This is a genomic window from Mesorhizobium sp. L-8-3 (assembly GCF_016756615.1).
Lineage (GTDB): Bacteria > Pseudomonadota > Alphaproteobacteria > Rhizobiales > Rhizobiaceae.
Genome location: NZ_AP023262.1, coordinates 7181783 through 7206346, shown reverse-complemented (window position 1 = coordinate 7206346; position 24564 = coordinate 7181783). Strand labels below are relative to the sequence as shown.

The window sequence follows — 24564 nt, the reverse complement described above, 5'->3', positions numbered from 1 at the left end:
CGAGGGGTATGAGCAGGGGCGACGATGGGACGGCTGAGCATGGCGACAAGGAAAGAACTGACGACGGCGGTTTCAGAGCGCTATCGTGCTTCGACGCGAGCGGAGAAGGCGAGAATTTTGGATGAGTTCGTCGTCATCACGGGCTTTCACCGCAAGCACGCGATGCGGCTGCTACGACGCCGTGAAGGGCCGTTTTCAGGCCGGCGAGCGCGGCCGCGAATTTATGATGAAGCGGAACGCAATGCGCTCATATTGCTCTGGGAGGCGTCTGACCGCGTCTGCGGCAAGCGGCTGAAAGCGTTGCTGCCCGTCCTTATCGAGGCAATGGAACGGCACGGTCATTTTGACCCAGCGCTGGAAATCCGGGGCAAATTGCTGGCGATGAGCGCGGCCACGATCGACAGGACGCTGCGACCGATCCGAGAAGGCCTGGGACGTCCCCGACGACGGCCCGCGGCGCACGCCCTGCGACGGAGCATTCCCATTAGAACGTCGGCGGATTGGGACGATCCTGCGCCAGGCTTCGTTGAGGCGGACCTCGTGGCCCATAGCGGCCCTTCGACTCGCGGCAGCTTCATCCAAACGTTCGTGCTCACCGACATCGCGACCGGCTGGACGGAATGTGCGCCCCTGCTGGTTCGCGAACAGACACTGTTGAGCACGGTGCTCACTGAATTGCGCAAGCAACTGCCCTTCGCGCTTCTGGGCCTAGATACGGACAACGACACCGTTTTCATGAACGAGACGCTGAAGGCCTATTGCGACGCCGCCAACATCGTCTTCACGCGCTGCCGCCCCTACCGCAAGAATGACCAGGCCTTTGTTGAGCAGAAGAATGGCGCCGTGGTGCGTAGGATGGTCGGATATCGTCGGTTCGAGGGGCTGGAGGCCGCCACGCTGCTAGCGAAGCTCTACCGGTCAGCGCGGCTGTTCGTGAACTTCTTTCAGCCATCGTTCAAGTTGATCGCGAAGCAGCGCGACGGCGCACGTATGCGCAAGACGTATAGTCCGCCAGCTACGCCGCATCAGCGTCTGGTTGCCGACGCTCGCACCTCCGATGCAGTCCGCTCCCGTCTGCAGGAAATCTACGCCGGGCTCGATCCTGTCCTGCTATTGCGCGATATCCGCGCCGTGCAGGAGCGACTCGCTGCGCTTGCCGATACTTCGCAGGCCATCCGCCCTGACGGCACAGCTCAACCAATCGACCTTTTCCTGGCGAGTTTGCGGACAGCTTGGAAGGACGGAGCTATCCGGCCGACGGATCGCCCGATTGTGAAGGCCAAAAGAGGGCGGCGGCGTCCTGACCCTCTCGTCAAGGCAACTGCCGACTTGCGAAATTGGTTCGAAGCCGAACCATGGCGAACCGGCAGCGAACTTCTGTCACGACTGCAGGCCGAGTATCCCGGCGATTACCCGAACAAACTGCTTCGAACACTTCAGCGTCGGCTGAAGGTCTGGCGCAGCGAACAGGCGGACGCGCTGCTGTTTGGCCCCTTAAACAACGGGCCACCGATCCCGGAGATCGCAAGGCCAAACTGAGGCTTCCTGGCGCTCGCCAAGGAGGCCCGACGCTCCGAAACCCCGGCCATCTCCGCGCCGGGCCTCCTTCACCCAAGCCGGGAGCAAAATGGATGAGGCAACATTCGAGCCTCAGGGAGCATCGTTACGTGAGGCAATACGGCGTCTCATCCTGATCGTCGCGCTATAGCTTGCCCATCATATCACGCGCGAACGGGTGCAGAGGATTCTGTTCAGGATTCCGCAGCGCTCGGCCGCCGGAGTAGATGGTCAGACGGTGAAGGCGGCGAAGGAGAGCTTTGGAGAGTGGATAGAGCCGATGCTCCAATCCATTCACCGCCAGGGATATCGGGCGCCGGTAGTACGGCGAGTTTACATCCCCAAGCCCGGCAAGACGGAGAAGCGCCCGCTTGGGGTGCCAACCGTTTCGGACCGGGCGCTTCAGCGCAGTACGGCTGAGGTGCTGTCGGCGACTTACGAGGAGGACTTCTTGCCCTGCTCGTTCGGCGGCAGGCCGCAGCTTAGCGCCCATCACGCTCTGGCAGACCTTGAATGAGGTGATCGCCGGCGGCCTGACGGGTTGGGTGCTGGAGGCGGACTTGAAGAACTTCTTCGGGAGCCTTTCCCATGAATGGATGCTCCGATTTGTCGAACACCGAGTCGGGGATCCACGCCTGATCAGCTTGGTCCGGCGCTGGTTGAAAGCGGGCGTACTGGAAGACGGAGCGGTCCATCCGAGCGACGAAGGAACTCCACAAGGCGGATCGATCAGCGTTTTACTGAGCAACGTTTATCTGCATTATGTGCTCGACCTTTGAAGGGTAACTTCAAGGTTGGCATGCGCACGGTGAGAAGTCTCGGAGCGTGTCGTCGTTGCAGGAGTTGATGCGACAAATACGGCATCCCGGGATTAGTGATCAGGTCAGAGCGATAAACGCTGCCCTGCGGCGCCACTATGCCTACTATGGTGTTGCCGGAAATATCCGGTCGCTGACAAAGGTGTATCGGGTCACTGAGCGTTACTGGCGCAAGATGCTGTGCAGTCGCAGCCGTAACTGCGGTCGCCTCGACTGGGACGCCTTCCACCAGCTCAAAGAACGGACCCCGCTACTGTATCCGAAACTGCGCTCCCATACTGGGGGCTGCGGGCACTTGCGGTGCTGTGAAGCAACGGCCGAAAGCGTGGTGCGGTAGCTCCGCACGCCACGTTCTGTGGGAACCGGGGGTGGGCGACCGCCTCCGGTGACCCGGTCGAAAGCCGAATGGCTGAGCTACTCGCCACAATCATAGATTGCAATGCTTACAATGTCGGATTCCGCTTCCTGTAGACCACATTTGGACGCAACCAATGGCCCTCGGGGAACTTGGGGTTCTCGCAACCGCCTCCGGGATCATAGATCATGCCGATCTTCTGCATGACCCTTCGGCTTGGCGCGTTAGCCTTGGCTGTGATGGCTACGACCTCTGGTAGATTGATTGACCAGGCGTAGTCAAGCCACGCGCGCGCACCTTCGGGCGCTAGCCCTTTGCCCCGATGCTCCTTTGCGAGAAGCCAGCCGATTTCGACGATCCGATGACTGGGATTTGCCGCCTGCACCGCCTCTGAGAGGACGCCGAGTCCAATCATACCGATAAGCTCGCCGCTACCCTTCAGCTCTGCCGCCTGAAAATGAAACCCGTCCGTCCGGACAAGCTCGATCGCACGGTCAATCTTGACGTTAGCTTCCTCGACGGTGAGCACTTTGGAATGGAAACGCATGACGTGCGCACTGCCGTAAATTCGCGCCATCGGGCTCCGGTCTTTGTGCTCCCAGGGACGCAATATGAGACGTTCGGTCGTCAGTCTCATCGGTCAGCTTTCCGATGTCGGCAAAGCGCATGCCCCTTCTTGACCGCTTTGGGGAAATTCATCTACGTGACCAAATAAAACTGGTCGGACTCGGCAGGCGTTCATAGTCTCAGCTCCGGAGCCTTTTGCTGGATGTTGTCACTCGTGCACGTGTGCACAAAGCTGCAGTTCGCAGGGTTGGGGCTCAGGGCGCCGTCCTCGATCGGCATCGCCGAAACTCTATCGCGTCAACGCGGCACGTAGTGTGAATTTGAGTTATGTGCAGTTTATCTTTTGTTATGGAATGCCCATCCTTTGAGGGCATTGGCGTAAGCGCATTGCCGATCCCCAATGCGTCTTGGCTTGACACTTTCGGGAAGTTCCAGGGCATGAGCTGCTCGGTTCGGCTTTGAGGATGGCCATCGATGATCCGCCTGCAGCGATTGGGCAATGTAGGCGACCTGATTGACGTCGCCCATTTGCAGGTCGCCACGATGGAGGCCAGCAGCGCCCAATTTTCGGCCCCAACCTCATGCGCCGCAAACAGCGCATTTTTTCTTGTCAGGGCCACCGCCTGATGGCGTTTTCGACCGAGTTGGTGTCCAGCTCCAGGCGACCGTCCTCCAGGAACGTGGTCAGGCTCTCCCGGTAAGCGAGCTCGTAGCAACGGATATCAGTGGCCAGTTGGGAAGCGGAAGAGATCATCGACAGCTGCTTCTCGAACCAGGCTTCAGGGCCGTGATAATCGGCGCCGAATGTTCTGTGCGCGCGTCGAGCCGGATCTGCGGCGGTGCGCCGCGCACCGTCGCCTCGAGGGCATAGCGCGCGGCGATCTGACGGACGGCGGCCTCGGCAATCGGAATGTTGTGTTTCTTAACTGCTTCACGAACCGTCGGCGCAGATGGCTCCAGCAGTGCACGAGCGTCCACGGACCTCGGCGCGCTGAATGCGGGTCAGCAAATCATAGCCATGTAGCCGTCGCATTGCAGGAATCGCCCTTGAAGCCTCGCAGGAACTGTTCGGCAAAGGCGCCCGCTGCGCCCGCCGCATATCTGAACAGCACGATCGGCGGACTGACGCCGCCATGACGCCGGTCACCGAGGCGATCGCCCAGAAGTAGCCCTTTTTGGTTTGTCCTCGCCCGGGATCGAGCACCGTCCATGACGGCATCGACGTAGTCCTGAAATGCGATCTGCTGAGCGGGATGTTCGAAGGCCAGGGTCGAAAGCCATCGCCGGTAAGCCATTCGCCAGGCCGTCCCACGCTCGTGCTTATGCCCGTAGCGCAGCAGAAATCCTTGAAGATGTTGGCGCGCCCGTCACCACCTGGCGCACGACGCTGCGCAGCCGGATCAGGTCGCCCATGGCTTCGTGATCGGTATCGGGCACCCAGACGGGGGTCAACTCTCCGGCCCGATTGAGGCGGGCGAGCATGGTGGTGTCGCGACGGTTTGTCTTCACCCGATCGCCAGGCTTCCGCGGAATCAGCGATGGCGCCGCCACGTCGCACCGATGGCCCAGGCTGGTGAGTTGGCGATAAACGCCATAACCGCACGGGCCGGCCTCATAGCAAAACGCCAGCGGCTTGCTGGGACGGTTCCATCTCTCTTGCAGATGACAGACATATTCAAACTGTATTTGACCGAAGCCGTCGCGCGTTTGATACTCTGTTGCATGATCGCTGAACGCGGCAATTCGTGGGTGCCCGGGCTTGTGGGCGACCATAGATGGGATGGGAGGATTTTCGGCTACATGCGCGAGGCACGGCCGGGCGCTTACATGCTCCGTAGCCAACAGTTTGACTGCCGCACTGCACAACCCAGGATCCAGTGTTGGAGCCGTCGCTTAATAGCATCGACTATTGGATAAGTCTAATCGATCGGCGCTGCTTGTTTAACGCAACGTCGTACGCGCGATTTCGAAAAAAAAGCGATTCCTGTCCAGTGGCGGGAACAATGAGGGAGAACAAGTAAATGACTCTGTCAATGAACCGCAGACGTTTTATGCAAGCGGCATCGGCTGCGGCCGTGGGTGCCGTGTCTTCTGAAATCCCGCGCGCTGTTGCGCAGTCCGCGGGCGAGCTGAAGGTTGCGCTGAATGGTGGGGAATACGGAAAGGCGTGTATTGAAGCCTTTGTAAAACCATTCGAAGCCGAGACAGGCATCAAAGTGACGCCTATCACCGACGAGGTTCCCGAGGCCCAGCTTCAGCTGATGGTGTCGACCAACAGTGTTTCGGTCGATGTGGTTCCAGTGCAACCATTCACGGATGTTCGAGCTCCTGAGACAGGTTTCCTCGAAAAGATTGATTACTCAATCTACAAGAAGGACAATCTAGATGCCATGCTGGACTTCACCAGAACGCCGTATAGTGTGGGTTCAATTGTTTACGCGAAATGCATGGTCTACGATACCGAAAAATTCCCGGCCAATAAGCCGCGCCCATCAAATTGGACAGAGTTTTGGGATGTCCAAAAGTATCCTGGAGTTCGCACGTTGGCGTCCGGCGCGGAGGGTGGTGGTCCGTGGGTTCCGGCTCTATTGGCGGATGGTGTGCCTGCTGACGCCATCTTTCCTTTGGATATCGACCGAGTTTTCGCCAGCCTGGACAAGATCAAGCCGCATGTACGCAAGTGGTGGATGACCGGATCCGAGATCCAGCAGATGATGCACGACAGAGCGGTCGATTTGGCGGAGACCTACGACGGCCGGGCGGCTCTACTAATAGACCAGGGTGCGCCGCTAGAGATCAATCGAAACCAGTCAGTGCTGTCATGGGAAAGCTGGGGTATTCCGAAGAGCTGCCCGAATTTACAGAACGCGCAGAAATTCATCGAGTTCATCACCCGGGCTGATAGGCAGGCCGCGTTTGCACAGCTTATTCCTTATGGTCCAGCGAACGGAAATGCGTTCAAGCTGATACCGGATGATCTCGGGCGAAAGCTCGCCAGCCACCCTGAATATCTGGCATCTAGCATTGTATCGGATGCCAAATGGTACGCTGAGGTGGGGGCGGACGGCAAATCAAACATAGAGCGGCTGATCCAGCGGTGGAACGAGTGGATTCTTCAATAATCACCTGGATGAAGCCCCATCGTGGGCACCCACGCGACTAGGAGGCGGTGCGTCTGGCGCCCTCAGTCCGATCGTATTGGAGGATTTGTGACTTTGCATCTCGAAGGCGCCACTCTGGCAACCGCCGAGGATCAAGCATTGGAGAAAGATGCAGTTCCTGCGCAGTTAGAATTCTGCAGTGTCACCAAGATGTACGGTTCGATTGCTGCTGTCAAAGATCTATCACTTCGAGTTCGTCGCGGCGAGTTCCTGACCATACTCGGACCAAGCGGGTCGGGGAAGACCACAGCACTGATGCTGCTCGCTGGGTTTGTAGCGCCCAGTAAGGGGGACATCCGCATTGCTGGGAAGTCGGTCGCCTCAGTCCCGTCGTACCGGCGCGACCAGGGCATCGTGTTTCAGAGCTATGCGCTGTTTCCGCACCTCACGGTGGGCGCCAACCTGGAATTTCCGCTTGAAATGCGCGGCATGAAGGCTGCCGAGAGGACAAACCACGTCGTTCGCATGCTTAAGCGAGTGCACCTCGAGGATTTTGGCCACCGCATGCCGTCGCAATTGAGCGGTGGCCAGCAGCAGCGCGTGGCGCTCGCTCGAGCGCTGATCGCCGACCCACCGTTCCTGCTGCTCGATGAGCCGCTGGGCGCCCTTGATCGCAACCTTCGCGAGGAGATGCAAGGCGAGCTCAAGAGCCTGCACCGGGAGTTTGGCAAAACCACCATATGTGTCACGCACGATCAGGAGGAGGCGCTCACACTGTCGGATCGTATCGTCGTCATGCGCGGGGGGCAAATTGAGCAGACCGACACACCGGAGTCGCTATACGACCGGCCCGCTACGCGGTTCGTGGCGAATTTTCTGGGGGAAGCCAATATCCTTGAATGCCCCGAGTTCAAGGTCGAACACGATGGCACGCCGCCGTCCGGCACTCTCGCGATGCTCCGGCCGGAGCGTGTCTGCGTGGCCGCCCGTACGGCCCCGAAGCGCGCCGATGCGGACCAAAGGCAGTCCATCATCGGTACCGTCGAAGGCATGATCTATGCCGGCGCGTTGCGGAAATACCACGTGCGCGTCGGCAGCATCATGCTCATTACGCGCGAGCACGTAGCTTCGGGACAGCAGATTTTTCAGCCTGGCGATGAGGTGCGCCTCGACTGGCTGCGGTCCGACGTTCGCTTCGTCACTGCATGAGGCGCCGAGAGAGGGGAACGCGAATGCATATACTTAAGATCCTGGGCCGAATGCCCATCTTGCTCACTGTGCCTGCCATCGCCGTTCTGCTGGCTGTCTTCGGCATGCCGATCATCCTGCTGTTCCTGACTAGCCTCGATGCGCCAGGTTTCTCGCTCGCCAATTATCACGCGTTTTTCGGCCAGCCGGCGAATGTCCGCGTGCTTTACCAGACGATCGAGATTAGTGCAGTCGCTACGGGAATTTGCCTCCTCATCGGCTATCCCACGGCCTATCTGATCGTGGCCGCTCCGAAGCGCGCGCGCATGGCGCTCATCGTGCTCGTCATCGTCCCCTATCTGACCAGTGGGTTAGTGCGGACCTATGCATGGATTGTGATTCTTGGCGATCGCGGCCTAATCAACAATCTGTTGCTCGACCTCGGGCTTATCTCTAGTCCGATGTTGCTAATCTATAACCGAACGGCCGTCTATATCGGTATGGTACACATCATGCTTCCCATGATGATCCTGCCTCTAGTCAGTGTCATGATGAGTATCGACAAGTCCTTGATGACCGCTGCGCCAAGCATGGGCGCGCGGCCATTCACCGCATTTTGGCGCGTTTTTTTTCCGCTCAGCATGCCCGGCGTGCGCAGCGGATCCCTATTGGTCTTTGTGATCTGCCTTGGCTTCTACATCACGCCGGCCGCACTCGGCGGTTTGGGAGACGCCATGCTTTCGACCTTCATCGCGTCGCAGGTCCGGACCTTCTTTGACATGGGGCGGGTCGCCGCCGCGGCCTTTATTCTGCTGGCCATAGCCTTTGCCGTGCTTTTCATGATTGGTCTCGATCTTTCCGGTACGCAGAGCCGCACTGCGCAACCAGCGAGGAGGTCCTGGCTAAGTCGGCTACTGTCATTTGGCCCACTAAAACGCTACCTGAGCGAACTTCTCACTCTTCGACGGGCAAAGGGCTGGACGGCACAGCTATACCGGGGCGGGGGCCACATCCGCTGGTCGGAAATGATCGGCACGGTGTTTCTCATGCTCGTCATGTTCTACTTGCTCTTTCCTGAGCTTCTCGTTCTCATCATGTCATTCAGCCCGGGGCAGCTTTTGCAATTTCCGCCTTCGGGTCTCTCGCTGCAGTGGTACCGCGCGTTCTTCAGCGACCCGTCCTGGTACAACGCCACTTCGACCACGCTTCAGATCGGTGTCGTCGTTGCCACCGTTTCGACTGTCGTGGGCACACTGGCGGCGTACGGCCTCAACCGGACGCTGCCGTGGCTGCGCAGTTCCCTAACCATGGCGATCCTGACGCCGATCACGTTTCCCGCCATCGTAGTCGCCATCGCGACCTATCTCGGGTTGGTCAAATTCGGGCTACTTGGCTCGATGTCTGGCATCGTCCTGGCGCATAGCATCGTTGCCATTGGCTACGTCGTCGTGATTGTCTCCGCTACGCTGGCGAATTTCGACCCACGGCTGGAGCAGGCGGCGATGAGCATGCGCGCAGGGCCGGTACGGACTTTTATGCGTGTGACCCTGCCCTTGATCCGACCGGGCATATTCGGCGGCGCCGTGTTCGCGTTCCTCGCCTCCTTCGATGAAGTCGTTATTACGTCGCTGATAGCTGGGCTCTCGATCCGCACGCTGCCTCTGAAGATGTACGAGGATATCCGCCATCAGATCGACCCGACTATTGCCGCGGTGGCGTCTTTGCTAATGCTTGTGCCCGTGATCTGCCTTGTCGTACTCTACTTCATGGGTTGGCGGTCGGCCCCCAAGGCTTTGCGTACACTGTCGGATCCCTCGGTTTGAGAACAGACTGCACGTCGACGCTGCGGCGGCTATGCCAAGTTTGTCGAGAAGCGCGACGTTCCCGCGCCGATCGCCAGCGAGTTCTAGGACCAAGGAGGACATCCGCGGCCGATTGGCCGACGAACGTTGTGCTGCGGGCGCCAGACAAAGGAGCCAGCCGATCATTGCCGAGCTCGAACCATGGCTCCGCGAGATGGCTTAGGACGATCAGCCACTAAGGCTAAGCTCGCAGAGGCCATTCGCTATATACGGCTTCGCGCGGGAGCGCGGGAGGGCCTCACCCGCCACCTCGACGGTGGCCGCGTCGATCACGTCTCCCGTTTGCAGGCGAGACCAGCTTTCGCTAGCCCGTCCTATTCACGAGCAGCTTGGTTCGCTTGCTACTGAGCGTTCGGTCATGCAGGTGTGAGGCGTCTTTTTCACCGCAGCTGGGACTGGACTTTGGAACGCGCTGGAGGGTCTGGGTTTGGGCGGGGCCTTGATGCCCCGGCGCTCATGGTCCTGCGGGTTGCAGCGTGAGAGCGATTTGTCGGAACAGGCTGGCCTCGGGACAGGCGGCGGCGAAGGCGAGACGGATGCGCGAGACGGTTTCGATGACGCGGGCGCCGAGCTTGAGGAGCCTGAGCCGCAGCGTGGCGAACTCGGCGTTGCTGAGATGATCGGTTTTGGGCACCGCCTCGCGCAGGGTGAGCATGAGCCAGTATGCGGCGGTGTGCAGGACGAGGCGCACCTGGTTGGCAATCGGTGAGCGGCAGCTGGTGCGGTCGGAGGCAAGCTGGCTCTTGTGCATCTTGATCAGGTCTTCGGCCTGGCCACGGGCGCAGTAGATCACGTCGTAGACATGCGCGGCGGAGCCTTTGTCGAGATTGGTGACGACGAAGCGGGTGTCGAGGCCGCGGCTGGTTGCCTCGATGCGGGCGCAGACGCGACGTTGCGTCTTCCAGGATTTCGCCTTGTATCGGATTTCGGCATAACCGCGCAGCACCGGCTTCTGCTCGAGCGCGCGGCGGGTGCGGATGTCGTCGGCGGCTTCGTCGACGAGGCGCTGGAGAACCTTGTTGCCCGGCAGTCCGAAGACGTAATCGACCGCATTGTTCTCGCACCAGGCCATGACCTCGGCCCGGCCATAGTGGCCGTCGCCGCGGACCAGGATGCGGGTGGCCGGCCAGCGGGCGCGGATGCGCCGGATAAGCCGGCGCAAATGGCCGCGGATCTCCTTGCCCGTCGGGGTCTTGCCAGGACGCAGGATCATGGCGAGAGGGCGTCCGGTCGCGGCGTCATAGATGTGGATCGGCAGGAAGCAGCGCTCGTCGTAATGGGCGTTGAAGAGCGAGAGCTGCTGATGGCCGTGAACGACATCAACCGTGTCGTCGATGTCGAGCGTCACGCTCTTGGGCGCGGCATAGCTCGACAGCCACAGATCAACCAGCACCCAGCCGAGCCGGATGACGGTGCGCAAGTCGGGCAGGTTCTCCAGGCGCGAGCAGGTCGGCTGCGAGCACAGATCAATCCCGCTGTCGGGCAGCCGCCCGCAGGCGAGCTTGAAGGCCGGGTCCGTGCGCAGCCGGTCGAGATCGTTGGCATCCTCGTAGCCGCAGGCGATGGCAAAGATGCGGGCGCGCAGAATGTCGGCCATGGCGTGTGTCACCCGCTGTGGGTCGCGCGGATCGTGGATGGCGGCGGCCAGCCGGTCGCCCAGTTGCAGGCGCCGTTCGGCGGCCGCCAGAAGCATGACGCCGTCCTTCGAGGTGATGCGTCCGCCATCGACGCAGCTGTGATCTTCTTGCGCCCAACGGCTGGAAATGAGAGCGGCAGCATCGTATCGTCGGTCATGACGGGTGTGGCTCGCGAGATGTGGGCGACAGGACTGGCTTAGACAAGCGAATTGGTCAATCGCTTACGCTACATCCGCCAACCTCTCAGACGCTCCGTCGTGCATAAGATGGGCTAGCGGGTCGTCAGTCGGACCGTCGGACTAAGCCTCGCACTCCATCTCACGCACGCACGCACGCGCCACGGCACCTGTTCAGCCGGCACAGCTCTTGCCAACCATCTGATGTCGATGGGTTTCACGCGGCTCTCGACCGGCACGTGGCGGACGCGACTATCCAGGTAATACGCCCCGCCTGATTGTCTCTGCGGTCGATCGCTCACTAGGTGCGAAGCCCGAGCTTGTGGCCGCCCGGATGGCCGCCGGGTGTAACCTGGCTGGGCTAACACCCCCCTCCACTTCGGCCGCGTTTCTTCGAGGAAGCCGCGAATGTGATCGCGTGACCTGCCTCGATCCTACGCGAACTAGGCGTCAATATGATCGAGTCTCCTGCTGCCACGCATATGAGCAGCCGGAACCTTCGTGACCGCTGGTCATGGCGTGGACTCCTTTCGGCCGTTGGCCTCGCCGGGGGCATCTGAATTGACGCCCTGAAACTTACGCTCCGTATTTCAGCCGAGTCTCCGTTCGAATCCATCAAGCGTGACGGTGGACTGGACTCTTTCGTTCCATCGCGTGCCGAGATGACGGCGATATAGAAACTGCATTTGACGTAAGCCACTGCTGGAGGGATTGTCTGACTGAAGAAAGGCCTGATTTGCCTTACTGCTGCGGACTAAGTCGCTTGATCAGTATCGGCTGCCCCGTGTTGCGCAAATGAACTTGATGCTTTTGATGGGCCGCGCGTCCTAGGTCATGGAGACAGTCGATGGATACGAAGCGGGCGACAATCCCTTGTACCGGCACATTGTTTGATCGATCCGAGTATGAGGAGCGGCAGCGGCGGGTGACCGAAGCTGTGGAACGAGCAGGCCTGGACGCGTTGCTTGTCACCTCACAGAGCCATCTCCGCTATTTGACAGGAGACTCCGGTGCAAGTACCTATTTTGCGCCTCATCCGTTAATACTCTCTCCTGGGCGCGAACCGACTTTTGTCGTTCGCAAGTTTGACGAGGAGAGCATCAGGGCTTTCAGTTGCATTGATGGTATCATCCCCTACACGCAAGCTTACGAGCTTACCACCGTCTGCGGTGATGTTCTGCGACGTCTAAATCTCCACAATAAGCGGGTCGGTATGGAGCTTGCACGCTCGTCTCTCGCGCCTGCCGATGTCAATGCGCTTCAACAAGAGCTTCCGGACCTTAAGGTTGTTGATGCTAGTAAGCTCGTTACATGCGTAGCAGCCGTAAAGAGCGAGGTGGAGATCGAGGCTTTGCGGGAGGCCGCGATCGTCACTGATCTTGCGATCAATACATTTTATGAATTGCTTCGCGAAGGCGTCACTGAAACTGAAATGGCTGCCGCAATTCGAAAAAAAGTGAATGCTGCCGGCAAGGAATTGGCGCCCCCTCTGAACGTGCCGTTCGGGGAACGGCTGCGATTGCCGCATGCTCGGCCGGCAAATTATTCCATCCGAATGAATGAGGCGGCATTCATAGAGCTTAGCGGAGTTTCTAGGGACTATTGCGCGCCTCTATGCCGGTCGGCCGTTCTGGGACGTTATCCCGGGCTCGAATCCCTGCACAAGGTCGCAGAAGAGGCAATCGAAGCGGCCGTCGAAACCATCAAGCCGGGCGTGACGACCGGGGCCGTGAGTGCAGCAATACGCAAGGTGGTGGCGCAGGGTGCTCGTCCAGAAGCGCTTCGTAGTCGGACTGGGTATCAGATCGGCGTCTATTGGAGCGACCGCGGCGACCTGAGCATCGAACCGGATGCCGAAGATGTTATTGACATGAATATGAGCTTCCATATTCCGATCATTCTCTTTGATGAGGGCGGCTATCAGATCGGTTGCAGCGAGAGCGTCTTGGTGACAGAACATGGAGCCGAGATACTGAGCAGGACTCCGCATACTTTGCATCGAGCCTGAGCTTTCCTGAATCAGTCTGCTCGCAAAGTTCATGGTTAAAAGAGATGGTCGCGTACGCTTGGGGCGTCGAGGCGTCAATGAACGTCGAAGCTCCAGTTTTCGGCGGTCCTCTATGAATACATGTAGATCCTTTAGGAGAACGTCCTGATGGCTCAACGCCGCAGCAGTGCCCTTGGTATCCTTCAACTTGATGAAGGTCTGTCGGCCGAGCAATCGTTGGGAGTTCCGCAGCCTGGCTCCCTCTGGAATCCGACGAACTTCGGCCGCCCAGTGATCACGGAAATCGTCGAGGGGGCATGGCCAGATATCGTCATTCGTGGTGACGCTTCGATCGAAGGCGCCTGCGTCGCAGCCGCTCGACGATTGATTGAACGAGGCGCAGGGGTGATTCTTTCTGACTGCGGGTTTTTCATCCGGCATCAGGCGGCGGTTGCCGCCGCCGTTAAAATACCCGTAGCGATGTCCAGCCTGCTCTTCGTTCCGACTTTGCTGCGACAGTTGGCGCCTGCTCATAAGCTTGGGATCGTGACGGCTGATTCGCAACATTGCAATGCGGATTTGCTTGGCTTCAGCAACCCGACAGATAGAGCGAGAGTGGTCATTGGCGGCGTGGAAGGCGGCGAATTTCTACGCAATGCTTTGGCGCGTCCACCAATCCGGACCGACAGGGATCAGCTCGAGAGCGAGGTCGACGCTTCTGTGAGGCAACTTCGCATGGAGCATCCAGAAATTGGGATGCTTCTGTTCGAATGCACGGGATTCCCTCTAGTCACGGACGCACTCCGCCGTCGTACAGGGCTACCCATCTATGACATTACGGACCTTTGCCGGCTTACGCTGGCGTCCATTGTCTAGTCCCGGATCCATCGCTGGCGTTGCCTGGATGAGGCTTTTGGCGGAATGTATCTTGAATGCCCATCGCGCGACCAGATGACGATAATATAGAAACAGCAGTTGACGCGAGCCCGTCAAGAATGAATGTACGAACAAGACCAAGTCACCGTGATGTCATCGTGGGTGAGATGCGCTATCGACAGCCGCCGAATATCTCTTGAAGTTACACGAAATACGGACCAACAATGATCGAAGCACCACACCTTACGTTCGGTCTCGATACGCCTGGCATAAGCAAGGGGCACCTTGTTGTCCCAAAAGGCGCCGACAGCGAATCTCTTCTGCTCCCGGTCTTAAGCCTCAACAAAGGGGAGGGACCGAGTCTCCTTATCACTGCCGGATGTCATGGCAATGAATTGGAGGGGCCAATTATCGCGCGACGACTTCTTGATTGGCTGCCCGATGCCCAGAAGTGTGGAAGGATCATCATCGTACCCGTGCTCAATCCACCAGCTGTTGAGGCATGGAGCCGCAACTCGCCGGTCGACGGGTTGAATCTCAATCGAGTGTTTCCGGGCCGCGCGGATGGGCCGTTGTCCGAACGCATCGCGGATGCGGTTTCTCGCGTCTTGTTGCCAATGGTCGACACAGTATTCGATTTGCATGGCTTCGGACCGCGATGGGAGTTTGCCCCTGCAAGCACGACGCATCCTATTGCCGATGCTGATCTCATGCGCAAAACGCTTCGAATGGCGGAGGCGTTCAAGTTGCCGGTGACTTTGATCTGGGACGGACCAGATACGCGTGGTATGTTTGATACGGTGGCGCAAAGCCAAGGTAAGGTATTCATTTGTGCTGAACTTGGCGCCGGGACGGTCGACTCGGACATTCTTACGATCGCCGAAACTGCGGTAGGCAACGCACTCATTTCCCTCGGGATTATCGAGGGAGAAACAGAGTGTCCTACGTTCCGTCACCAGCAATCTAGCCGGACACTTGGGACGCTGCCTTCCGACCTGCTGAAATCACCTGCGCGCGGCATCTTCGAACCTCGCTGCTCGGTGTTGGACGAAATCAAGCAAGGCGATCTGATTGGAATCGTTCACCCGATGGATCCGTGGTCAAGTAGTTCAACGGATATTCGCGCGCCTTCCACATCCATCGTCTGCGGTGTCCGATCCGGAGAGCATGTCGATGTTGACGAAGCGGTGGCGCTCGTTGCACGACCAGTCAATCTCTGAGAATCAGGGGGCGCATCCACCGGCTATTCGTCGCGACGAACAATGAGGTGGCTCATCTGACTTGTCATTTTAGCCGACGGCCTTGCGATCCCGCAAGTGCCCGGTTCCGGCCTGGCTAAGTCCGAAGTTGACGGGGTGTGACTGCCTAGCCCATCTTATGCACGACGGAGCGTCTGAGAGGTTGGCGGATGTAGCTAAGCGATTGATGGCGTAGGATTCGGTTGTCTAAGCCAGCCCTGCCACCACATCTCTCGAGCCCACACCCGCCATGACCGACGATACGTTGCTGCCGCTCTCATTTCCAGCCGTTGGACGCAAGAAGATCACGGCTGCGTTTGACGGCGGACGCATCACCTCGAAGGGCGGCGTCATGCTTTTGGCCGCGGCCGAGCGACGCCTGCAACCGGCCGACAGGCTGGCCGCTGCGATCCACGATCCGCGCGACCCACAGCCGGGAACGCGCACGTCATGGTCGGAATGACGCGCACTCCAAACGCGTTCTGGTTACTTGCGCGAATGCTAACCCATTACGAGCGTCACGAGCACACCACGTTGCGGACGATTCCGGAGACGGAGATTTGACGTCGGAGTGGGCGGAGTGCAGGTCGGATGCTGCCGGACATATGAGGTGCATGTCGTTCAGGCACGAACTATCTGAAAACGCGATGGCGCCGTCCATAACATTATATTGGTGAACACAACACCAAGTAGCACATATTAGGCAAGCGGCCGATCCAACTACATCGCAACACCGTGCGAGAACAATCGAGCGAACCAAATGCAGATCAAAGAGGTCCTCCTTGCGCCTGGCAATGGTGCATTTTTCTATGACGACCAAGCTGCTATCAGGGCCGGCGCAACCCAGGACGGCTTCATCTATGTCAGCGAACCGATAACACCTGGGTTCACGTCCATTCGCGTTCCGGCATCGTCGCTCAGCGTGGGGCTTGTCCTTAGCGACGACACTGTTGCTTGGGGTGACATGATGAGCGTTCAGTACTCTGGTGCTGGCGGACGCGATCCTTTGTTTGAAACTGCTCAAATCTCGGATTTGACGTCACGGATCGTGGCGCCACGGCTTCTTGATGTCGATGCATCTCGCTACCTCGATGCCTGCGCCCAGGTTTTCGAGCCCTTCGAACACAAGCGGCTATCTCTCGCGATTGAGTATGGCGTCACCCAGGCGCTGCTTCGAGCCGCGTCCCACCTTCACCGTAAGACGATGGCGGAGATCATATGCGCGGAGTTTGGTCTTCAGTTGCCGACGTGCCGCGTCCCGATTTACTGCCAGAGCGGTGACGCTCGCGAAATCAACGTGGACAAGATGATTTTGAAGGCCGTGGATGTGCTTCCCCACGGCCTTATCAACTCACGGCAGAAATTCGGCGTCAACGGGCAGACCTTCATGGAGTTCGTCAAGTGGGTTGCAGGGCGCACGCGCGAAATCGGCCGCCCGGGGTATCATCCGGTGCTGCATTTCGATGTGTACGGCTGGATCGGCCTGGAAATCGGCTTGGAGCCGGAACGGATCGCCGACTTTATCTGCAGGGTTGCCGATACCGTTCCGGGTTTTGCGATCAACATCGAGTCCCCGGCGGACTTTGGTTCTACACGAGTTCAGATTGAGAATTATGCCCGGATCGTATCGATCCTGGATGACCGAGGTTCCAACGCTCGCATTGTCGTGGATGAGAGGTGCAATACGCTTGAGGACATTCGGCTCTTTGCCGAAGCGAAGGCCGCGCATCTTATTCAAATCAAGACGCCCGATGTCGGCTCATTAGTTGACACGGCACGTGCCGTGCTCCTCTGCAAAGAGAACAAGGTAGGGGCGTATGTCGGAGGAAGTTGTACCGAAACGGATCTCTCCGCACAGGCTTCAGTCCATGTCGCTGTAGCGACTCAAGCCGACATGATGCTCGCAAAGCCCGGAATGGGTGTCGACGAGGCATTCTCAATAGTTGGGAACGAACAAAATCGGCTGCTGGCGATCCTGAACCGTCGTCGGGCTCAAAACGAAAACGTTGGATGAAAAGCACGGTGTCGCATGCAGAACTCTCTTGAGGGGATCACCGTCGTAGCCGTGGAGCAGGCCGTCGCAGCGCCCTACGCATCGTCGCGCCTAGCTGACGCCGGAGCACGGGTCATCAAGGTCGAAAGGCCCGAAGGGGACTTTGCCCGAAACTACGACAAGTTGGTGCGAGGCCAGAGTGCTTACTTCGTGTGGCTCAACCGCGGCAAGGAGTCGGTTTGTCTGGACCTGAGATTGGAGGCGGATCGCGCCGTCCTCGACACGCTCGTCGCCAATGCCGACGTCTTTATCCAGAATCTGAAGCCGGGCAGTATCGAAAAACTGGGATTCGGTTCCGCGGATCTCCGCCGACGATTTCCACGTCTGATCGCATGCGACATCTCTGGCTTCGGGGAGGGGGGGCCGTTTTCCCACCTGAAGGCTTACGATCTTATCGTACAGGCCGAGACAGGTTTGTGTGCGATCACGGGAACGCAACACGGGCCGGCGCGGGTGGGGGTGTCGGTTTGCGACATTTCGGCAGGCATGACGGCACATAGCGCCATTCTTCAGGCGCTGTTTCATCGGGAGCGGACAGGTGAGGGCGCCCGCATACAAGTCTCGCTATTCGATGCTGTGGCCGACTGGATGAACGTACCGGTTCTGCAGCATGACCATAGCAGCTACGAGACGGTGCGCGCCGGCGTGAACCATCCGTCGCTGGCACCCTACGGTGCCTACCGTTGCGCCGATGGCAAGGACGTCATCTTCTCCGTTCAGAATGACCGGGAATGGGTGAACTTCTGCGACAAATTCCTCAAGCAGCCCGAGCTCACGCGCGAGCCCGGGTTTGCCGATAATATGGAGCGGCTCGGTAGCCGTGCTCGCCTCAATGAGATCATCGAACGGCGCTTTTCCGAACTATCCAGCGAGGAAGCGATGCAGGAGCTTGAGGCGACTGGCCTGGCATACGGTCGTTTGAATGAGATTTCGGCTGTTTCACAGCATCCGCATGTTCGCAGAGTGCAGGTCTGCACACCTGAAGGGATTGTAGAGGCTATAGCGCCTGCGGCGATTTTCAACTCCGAGAGACCCTCGTTGCGCCCTGTTCCGGCACTTGGCGCACATACGGAGGCTGTCCGCGAGGAGGTCCGAGCGCGCTTACGCCTAAGGGCTGCGTCCGCGTGAAGACACCGTCGTCCCTTTGCGCTGACGCGCTCGCAATGTACGAAACCATCGTTACTGTTGGCCTGGGCGGTCCAATTGGCCCCTAAGGAAGGTCATTTCACTGCCAAAGCACCCGCGCAAATGGACAGAAGGAGCGTCCTCGTGAGCAGGGACACCGTTCCAGTCGTCCACAGCGCGAGCTTCATTCCTCGATGGAGATCCCTGCTCTTTGTCCCCGCCCACGTCTCCCGGTTCGTGGAGAGGGCTCATGACCGCGATGCAGATGCCGTCATACTCGACCTGGAGGACTCTGTTCCCCAGGATCAGAAGGGCGAGGCACGGCGGCAGCTCCCAGAATCCGTGACAAAAGTGGGTCGTAACGGCGCGTCGGTTTTGGTCCGCGTGAACCGTGGCCTCCGCGCGCTGGCTGACGACCTTGAAGCAGCGATCGTCGCGGGCGTCAATGCGCTTGTCCTCCCCAAAGTGGAGTCGGCCGAGTGGGTGATGGAAGTCGCTGATGCCGTGACGGAACTTGAGCACGAAAGGAATCTTGACGCGGGAAGCGTTAGGTTCGTTGCCCAGATCGAAACTCCGGGGGCATTGACGAGACTCGCGGCAATAGCTGCGGCCCATCCACGGATGGCCGCGATGGCGCTTGGCCCGGAAGATTTCAGCGCGGCCGTTGGCGGGACACCAAGTCCGGAGCTCCTTCTAGGACCGAGCCTTTCGGTCTTGTTCGCCGCCCGCGCGAGAGGTCTGCTGCCCCTGGGATTCGTTGGAAGTATCGGGGAGTTTTCGGACACGCAGAAGTTCCGCGATGTCGTCATACAGGCAAGGCGGCTGGGTTTCGTCGGAGCGTTGGCGATTCATCCGACACAAGTTGCCATCCTGAATGAAGCCTTCTCGCCTAGCGCAGAGGAGATCGAGTGGGCCCGGCGCGTGCTCGCGACCGAAAGGGATGCCGCGGCAGAGGGTAGAGGTGCTTTCGCCTTGGACGGAAAGATGGTCGATGCCCCGGTTGTCAGGAGGGCCCGTGAAATCATCGCCATGGGTCCGAAAGCCGAGCTGGGCGTTTGAGCGGCTGATTTAGACCAGACTGGGACGACACGACACCAAGGTGCTCCACTTGCCTCGGCCGTGAATGCCGGCGATTGCTGCAGCGCGGCACAATTATTGCTTTCGCGCCATCGCTTTTCGAGATAGATAGGGAGGAAGCTGGGGAAGTGCCCCAGTTGGGCTCTTCAAGTCATGGAAATTAGGCAGTTAAAATACTTTGTCGGCGTAGTCGAAGCAGGCAGCTTCACGAAGGCCGCTGCGTTCCTCAATATTGCTCAGAGCGCGCTTAGCCTGCATGTGCGTCAGCTGGAGGAAGGCTTCGGCACTCAGCTGCTGATACGCGACAGGACCGGCGTGAGCGTGACGGCGTCAGGAGCCAAACTGCTCGAGCGAGCGCGGGCGATCCTCAAGGAAATTCGCCTGACCGAGGCAGAATTGACCAACACAGCTGCCTCCCCTGCTGGGGAGGTGACCATTGGCATCCCGTCCGGAGCCGCTCGCGTCCTTAGCGGCCCCCTGCTTGAATCAGTGAGAACCGAACTGCCGAGGGTCTCACTAAAGATGATCGAGGGTATGACGGGACCGCTGGAGGAGTGGATGGCTGCTGGACGCTTCAATCTGGCAGTTCTCTACCGCACCGCGGACAGTGTGGGGCGAATGACAGTCCTGGCGCGCGAAGACCTCTGTCTGGTGGTGCCGTCAGGTGAGCCGCCTTTCGAAGAGTCGATATCTCTGGCGGACCTGCATGCGTTCCCGTTGGCAGTTCCCATGCGCAATAACAACGTCAGACGTTCGGTGGCTGACGTCGTCGCACAACACGGTTGCGCGCTGGACGTCAAGTTTGAAGTGGACTCGCTCTCAACGATCATCAACATGGTCATAGAGGGAAAAGCCCATTCTATTCTCGCCCCCTCGGCCATTCAGAAAGAAGCCTCTCAGGGACTGGTTCGGACGATCAAAATCGTCGATCCGGTGATTACCCGCTCCGTCGTACTTGCTGTAAATCCTAAAGATGAGCGTTCTGCGGCCGTCTCCGCGGTCCGCAAGCTCATCCCCAAGGTCGCCAGAGAATTAATTGAGAGCCGGGGCTGGGCAGCCGCGGCTCCTGACGCGGCCTGATAACCCTCGACCTATATGGCGATGCCATGACCTCTTGCGGCGATCAGAATCAGATCGATCTGGATTCCAGATGGATTTCGGCAATATTCGATATTTGACCTGCCGCGACACTCGCGATGAAACTGGCTCAGGCGAGTTACCGGGTTTGGTATCGAACGGCGCTCGCATGGCAAGAATTCACTTGAGTGGAGCACGCGATGTTCGACGCCAGGAGCTACGAGCTCTTCATCAACGGCAAATGGCGAGCCGGTGGTAGCAGAGCCACATTGCCGGTGATTAATCCGGCAACGGACAAGGTATTTGCCTCGGTGGCCTCGGCGACGGTTTCGGATTTGGATGAGGCCCTTGCTTCGGCAGAACGGAGCCGCCAGTCGTGGTCCTCACGGCCTGCGAAAGAGCGCGGCGAAATCCTTGTAGCGGCCGCCAGGATCCTGGCCACGAAGGCGGGAGACGCGGCCAAGGATCTATCGACCGAACAGGGAAAGACGATTGCCGAAGCGACAGGTGAGTTCGCGCGCGCGGTCGAAACGCTGGAATGGAACGGCAGGCATGCCGAAGAGCTGTCGGCCCCGATTCCGATGGGCCCGAACCGGATGATCGTCCCGGAGCCGCTCGGTGTCGTTGCTGCCTTTACGCCCTGGAACTATCCGGCCGTTCTCATCGCCCGCAAGCTCGCTCCCGCGCTGGCGGCAGGCTGCCCGGTGATTCTCAAAGGGGCCGAAGAGACACCGAGCGTGGCTGTCCATATCGTGGAATCGTTGCGTCAAGCAGGCATTCCGGATGGCGTGGTCAATCTCGTCTTCGGTGTGCCGGTGCATATATCGCGGCATCTCCTGAGTTCCCCAATCGTGAAGGTCTTGACTTTCACGGGCTCAACCGCGGTTGGAAAACAGCTGGCCACGCTTGCCGCGAATAACTTGCAGCGTTGTATCCTTGAACTCGGTGGGCACTCCCCCGTCGTTGTCTGCGAGGATGCTGATCTGGCAAAGGCCATACCGGCGATCTCGGAATACAAGTTCGAGTGCGCGGGCCAGAGCTGCAATGCGCCCAGCAGGATTCTTGTCGCTCGGCCTCTCTACGGGGAATTCCTGTCCCGGATGACGGAAACTGTCCGCAAGATCAGGATCGGCCCACCGGACGACCCTGCAACTGAGATGGGTCCGATGGCGAACGCGCGGCGAATCGAGGCCATGCAGCGCCTGACCAAGGATGCGGTCGATCGTGGCGCCCGCATCGAGACTGGTGGAACCCGCCTCGACGGACCGGGCTTTTACTGGCCGCCAACCATCCTGACGGGCGTGCCGAAGGAAGCGAGAGTGCTTCATGAAGAGCCGTTCGGACCGATCCTCACCGTGGCTCCGTTCGATACGCTCGAAGAGGCCATCGAGGAAGCCAACGCCACTGAGTATGGCTTGGCCGCTTACTTCTTCACGGACGCTGCCGATACGCAACGAAAGCTGACCAACAGTCTTTCGGCGGGCGCTGTCAGTGTGAATCACCTGAAAGGGGTTTCCGCGGACGCGCCTTATGGGGGCGTCAACCAGAGCGGCTATGGATATGAAGGAGGCGAGCAGGGGGTACGGAGCTTCCAGATCTTGAAAATGGTCAACGGCCTCAGCTCATTTGGATGAATTCCGGTGGGAAGTAGAACACGCAACATCGCCGGCAAGGACATCACAAGGAGCGTGGCCGACGCCCTTCAGTACATCTCGTACTACCATCCTCCAGATTATATCCGGTCTCTTTCTCACGCATACACGCGCGAACAGAGTCCAGCGGCGAAGAATGCCATCGGGCAGATTCTGCTGAACTCCCGCATGGCGGCATTTGGGCGGCGGCCGATCTGCCAGGACACCGGCCTTGTGGTGGTCTTCGCGAAGGTTGGTATGGACGCCCGCATCAAATCAACGGTCAGTTTCGCAGACCTCGTGAATCAGGGCGTCCGTCAGGCCTATCTCGACCCAGACAATCCCCTTCGGGCATCGATCGTTGCCGATCCGCTGGCCGGACGGGTCAACACCCGTGACAACACGCCGGCGGTCGTCCACGTCGACCTTGTGCAAGGTAACCAGATTGAGATCACCATTGCCGCAAAAGGCGGCGGATCGGAGAACAAGGCACGCTTTACCACCTTGAACCCCAGCGGGTCTGTTTCCGATTGGGTGGTTGACACAGTCTCGACGCTTGGCAGTGGGTGGTGTCCGCCCGGCCTGATCTCCGTTGGCATCGGTGGTAGCGCTGAAAAGGCGATGCTGCTGGCCAAGGAGGCCATGAACCAGCCCATCGATATGGCGGAATTGATCGCCAGGGGGCCTTCAGGCGCAGAGGAGGCACTGCGGATCGAGCTTTATGAACGGATTAACGCGCTGGGCATCGGCGCGCAGGGCCTTGGTGGCCTGACGACAGTCGTCGACGTCAAGGTTGCGACCTATCCTACTCATGCCGCGTCCAAGCCCGTGGCGCTCATTCCGCAATGCGCCGCCAACCGGCACCTGAAGTTTACCCTGGACGGCTCCGGACCAATCAGTCTGGAGCCGCCCGACTTGCGCGAATGGCCCGATATTGGAACCGACGAATTGAGTCCAGCCGGCGTACGAAGAGTGAACCTCGATTCGCTGACCAAGGAACAGACGGCATCGTGGCGCTGCGGGGAAACGCTCCTTCTGTCCGGAAAGATGCTGACAGGCCGCGACGCCGCCCACAAGCGAATGGTCGAGTTGATCGACGCTGGCAAGCCGCTTCCGTTCGATCTGCAAGGACGCGTTATCTACTACGTTGGACCCGTCCGCGCCGTGAGAGATGAGGTCGTCGGACCGGCTGGCCCAACAACCTCCAGCCGCTTGGACGATTTTACGGACAAGGTGCTCGCCGAAACCGGGCTTTTCGCGATGGTGGGCAAAGCGGAGAGGGGACGGGCGGCCATCGAGTCGATCGTAAGATACAAAACGCCATATCTCATCGCAGTAGGGGGGGCTGCCTACCTGATATCGAAATCGATCAAATCAGCGCGGCTCATTGCCTTCGACGACCTGGGCATGGAAGCAGTCTATGAATTCGAGGTGCAGGATATGCCTGTCATCATGGCTGTCGATATTGAGGGAAACTCCATTCACAATTCCGGGCCTCTTGAGTGGCGCAAGCGCATGGCTGCGGATGGCATCGCACGCAACATCGGCGTTTGAGCCTTCCGACCAAGCTCGGTTGGGCGGCGTCAAGTCCATTGTCGACAACGGCTTTAGAGCAGAAGGTCATGAAGTCGAAACCCAATCCTGCGCGCCTGGACGCTTGGGACTTCCGGATTCTCTCCGAGATTCAGTCAGACGGCCGGATTTCAAAAAGCGAGCTTGCAAAACGCGTTCATCTTTCGGCGTCGGCCTGCTCGGAGCGGCTCCGTGCACTCAAGGTCGCAGGGATTATTGAGGGGTTCTACGCGCGGCTGAGTCCGGCCCTCATCGGCGGCATGGTCTTTGTCATGGTGGAGGTCGTGCTGGAACGTCATCGCCTCGAGGACCAAAGACACTTCGAGACTGCGATCGGAGAATTTCCGGAAATCCTGGATTGCTGGGCTATCGGCGGGCGGATCGATTATCTGATGCGCGTCGCATCTCCGTCTATGGCCGCGTATCAGGATTTCATGGAGGGACTGCTGCAGGCAGGCCTAGGGATTGATCAATATTACAGTCTTGTCGTGACCAAACCAGTCAAATCCAATTCGCCGATTCCCTTGTCCGCACTAAGGCAACGGTGACCCGAGCCTTGGTTTCCACGGCTTTTGATCCCGATTCCGCGAATTCCTCGGCTAAGGACATGCATTCCCGCGAAACTGGAGAGGCGTTTGCGGTATGCTAATTGCTAAGGAGGCGGCCG

The 24564-nt window shown here is 59.2% G+C and carries 21 protein-coding genes and 2 pseudogenes; 17 read left to right on the top strand and 6 right to left on the bottom strand.

Translation table 11 applies throughout. The features are described 5' to 3' along the window. The first annotated feature begins 24 nt into the window (after window positions 1-24). Both JN302_RS33340 and JN302_RS39420 read left to right on the top strand, forming a co-directional pair. The gene (locus JN302_RS33340; protein ID WP_202330469.1) at window positions 25-1539 is read left to right on the top strand and encodes an ISNCY family transposase; all 1515 of its coding nucleotides are present in this window, start codon (window positions 25-27) and stop codon (window positions 1537-1539) included. 536 nt (window positions 1540-2075) lie between these two features. After that, the gene (locus tag JN302_RS39420; protein ID WP_244846733.1) at window positions 2076-2336 is read left to right on the top strand and encodes a reverse transcriptase domain-containing protein; all 261 of its coding nucleotides are present in this window, start codon (window positions 2076-2078) and stop codon (window positions 2334-2336) included. A gap of 482 nt (window positions 2337-2818) precedes the next feature. On the opposite strand, the gene JN302_RS33330 is transcribed toward JN302_RS39420, so the two are convergent. Continuing rightward, entirely contained in the window at window positions 2819-3367 is a 549-nt protein-coding gene (locus JN302_RS33330) for a GNAT family N-acetyltransferase (RefSeq protein WP_202330468.1), read from the bottom strand. A gap of 404 nt (window positions 3368-3771) precedes the next feature. On the opposite strand from JN302_RS33330, the gene JN302_RS33325 reads away from it, so the two are divergent. Then, complete coding sequence (locus JN302_RS33325) at window positions 3772-3924, top strand: hypothetical protein (RefSeq protein ID WP_202330467.1); 153 nt, start codon at window positions 3772-3774, stop codon at window positions 3922-3924. Here the strand turns inward: JN302_RS33325 and JN302_RS39415 are convergent. From JN302_RS39415 to JN302_RS33315, 4 genes are read right to left on the bottom strand one after another with little or no spacing between them, the layout of a single operon-like run. Next, window positions 3908-4051: an IS66 family transposase gene (locus JN302_RS39415; protein WP_244846085.1), complete on the bottom strand. Its 144-nt coding sequence runs from the start codon at window positions 4049-4051 to the stop codon at window positions 3908-3910. The two genes, JN302_RS33325 and JN302_RS39415, sit on opposite strands and share 17 nt — an antisense overlap. Beyond that, window positions 4048-4275, bottom strand: coding sequence for a hypothetical protein (locus JN302_RS39410; protein WP_244846084.1), 228 nt, complete (start codon window positions 4273-4275; stop codon window positions 4048-4050). The genes JN302_RS39415 and JN302_RS39410 overlap by 4 nt, the downstream gene beginning before the upstream one ends. Window positions 4276-4307: 32 nt before the next feature. Then, window positions 4308-4592 carry a hypothetical protein gene (locus JN302_RS39405; protein ID WP_244846083.1) on the bottom strand — a complete coding sequence of 95 codons (285 nt, stop codon included), beginning with the start codon at window positions 4590-4592 and terminating at the stop codon, window positions 4308-4310. 25 nt (window positions 4593-4617) lie between these two features. Beyond that, window positions 4618-5070, bottom strand: coding sequence for a transposase (locus JN302_RS33315; protein ID WP_202330466.1), 453 nt, complete (start codon window positions 5068-5070; stop codon window positions 4618-4620). 248 nt (window positions 5071-5318) lie between these two features. Here JN302_RS33315 and JN302_RS33310 point away from each other — a divergent pair, with 248 nt between their 5' ends. The 3 genes from JN302_RS33310 (at window position 5319) to JN302_RS33300 (ending at window position 9409) form a co-directional block, all read left to right on the top strand. Beyond that, window positions 5319-6419 carry an ABC transporter substrate-binding protein gene (locus JN302_RS33310; RefSeq protein WP_202330465.1) on the top strand — a complete coding sequence of 367 codons (1101 nt, stop codon included), beginning with the start codon at window positions 5319-5321 and terminating at the stop codon, window positions 6417-6419. A 189-nt stretch (window positions 6420-6608) separates the two neighbouring features. Next, window positions 6609-7607: an ABC transporter ATP-binding protein gene (locus JN302_RS33305; protein WP_202334534.1), complete on the top strand. Its 999-nt coding sequence runs from the start codon at window positions 6609-6611 to the stop codon at window positions 7605-7607. Window positions 7608-7657: 50 nt separating this feature from the next. Continuing rightward, window positions 7658-9409 (top strand): ABC transporter permease subunit, encoded by a 1752-nt coding sequence (locus JN302_RS33300; protein WP_342215890.1) that lies wholly within the window; start codon window positions 7658-7660, stop codon window positions 9407-9409. A 493-nt stretch (window positions 9410-9902) separates the two neighbouring features. Here the strand turns inward: JN302_RS33300 and JN302_RS33295 are convergent. Next, window positions 9903-11242 (bottom strand): annotated as a pseudogene (locus JN302_RS33295) (IS1380 family transposase). A gap of 866 nt (window positions 11243-12108) precedes the next feature. Here JN302_RS33295 and JN302_RS33290 point away from each other — a divergent pair. The 11 genes and pseudogenes from JN302_RS33290 to JN302_RS33240 all read left to right on the top strand — a co-directional run bounded on the left by JN302_RS33290 (window position 12109) and on the right by JN302_RS33240 (window position 24445). Further along, window positions 12109-13269 (top strand): M24 family metallopeptidase, encoded by a 1161-nt coding sequence (locus tag JN302_RS33290; RefSeq protein WP_202330463.1) that lies wholly within the window; start codon window positions 12109-12111, stop codon window positions 13267-13269. Window positions 13270-13416: 147 nt separating this feature from the next. Then, window positions 13417-14124, top strand: coding sequence for a hypothetical protein (locus JN302_RS33285; protein WP_202330462.1), 708 nt, complete (start codon window positions 13417-13419; stop codon window positions 14122-14124). Window positions 14125-14348: 224 nt separating this feature from the next. Continuing rightward, entirely contained in the window at window positions 14349-15344 is a 996-nt protein-coding gene (locus JN302_RS33280) for a succinylglutamate desuccinylase/aspartoacylase family protein (protein ID WP_202330461.1), read from the top strand. Window positions 15345-15612: 268 nt separating this feature from the next. Continuing rightward, a pseudogene (locus JN302_RS33275) lies at window positions 15613-15792 on the top strand (transposase); the annotation flags it as partial. Window positions 15793-16122: 330 nt separating this feature from the next. Continuing rightward, window positions 16123-17376, top strand: a complete 1254-nt coding sequence (locus JN302_RS33270; protein WP_202330460.1) for a methylaspartate ammonia-lyase — start codon at window positions 16123-16125, stop codon at window positions 17374-17376. Between the two features lie 15 nt (window positions 17377-17391). Next, window positions 17392-18543, top strand: a complete 1152-nt coding sequence (locus JN302_RS33265; RefSeq protein ID WP_202330459.1) for a CaiB/BaiF CoA transferase family protein — start codon at window positions 17392-17394, stop codon at window positions 18541-18543. Between the two features lie 141 nt (window positions 18544-18684). Beyond that, on the top strand, window positions 18685-19599 hold the full coding sequence (locus JN302_RS33260) for an HpcH/HpaI aldolase/citrate lyase family protein (RefSeq protein ID WP_202330458.1): 915 nt from the start codon (window positions 18685-18687) through the stop codon (window positions 19597-19599). A 171-nt stretch (window positions 19600-19770) separates the two neighbouring features. Continuing rightward, entirely contained in the window at window positions 19771-20697 is a 927-nt protein-coding gene (locus tag JN302_RS33255) for a LysR family transcriptional regulator (protein ID WP_202330457.1), read from the top strand. 197 nt (window positions 20698-20894) lie between these two features. Next, window positions 20895-22328 carry an NAD-dependent succinate-semialdehyde dehydrogenase gene (locus tag JN302_RS33250; RefSeq protein WP_202330456.1) on the top strand — a complete coding sequence of 478 codons (1434 nt, stop codon included), beginning with the start codon at window positions 20895-20897 and terminating at the stop codon, window positions 22326-22328. A 6-nt stretch (window positions 22329-22334) separates the two neighbouring features. Then, complete coding sequence (locus tag JN302_RS33245) at window positions 22335-23879, top strand: fumarate hydratase (protein WP_202330455.1); 1545 nt, start codon at window positions 22335-22337, stop codon at window positions 23877-23879. A 68-nt stretch (window positions 23880-23947) separates the two neighbouring features. Continuing rightward, complete coding sequence (locus tag JN302_RS33240) at window positions 23948-24445, top strand: Lrp/AsnC family transcriptional regulator (RefSeq protein WP_202330454.1); 498 nt, start codon at window positions 23948-23950, stop codon at window positions 24443-24445. Window positions 24446-24564 lie beyond the last annotated feature (119 nt).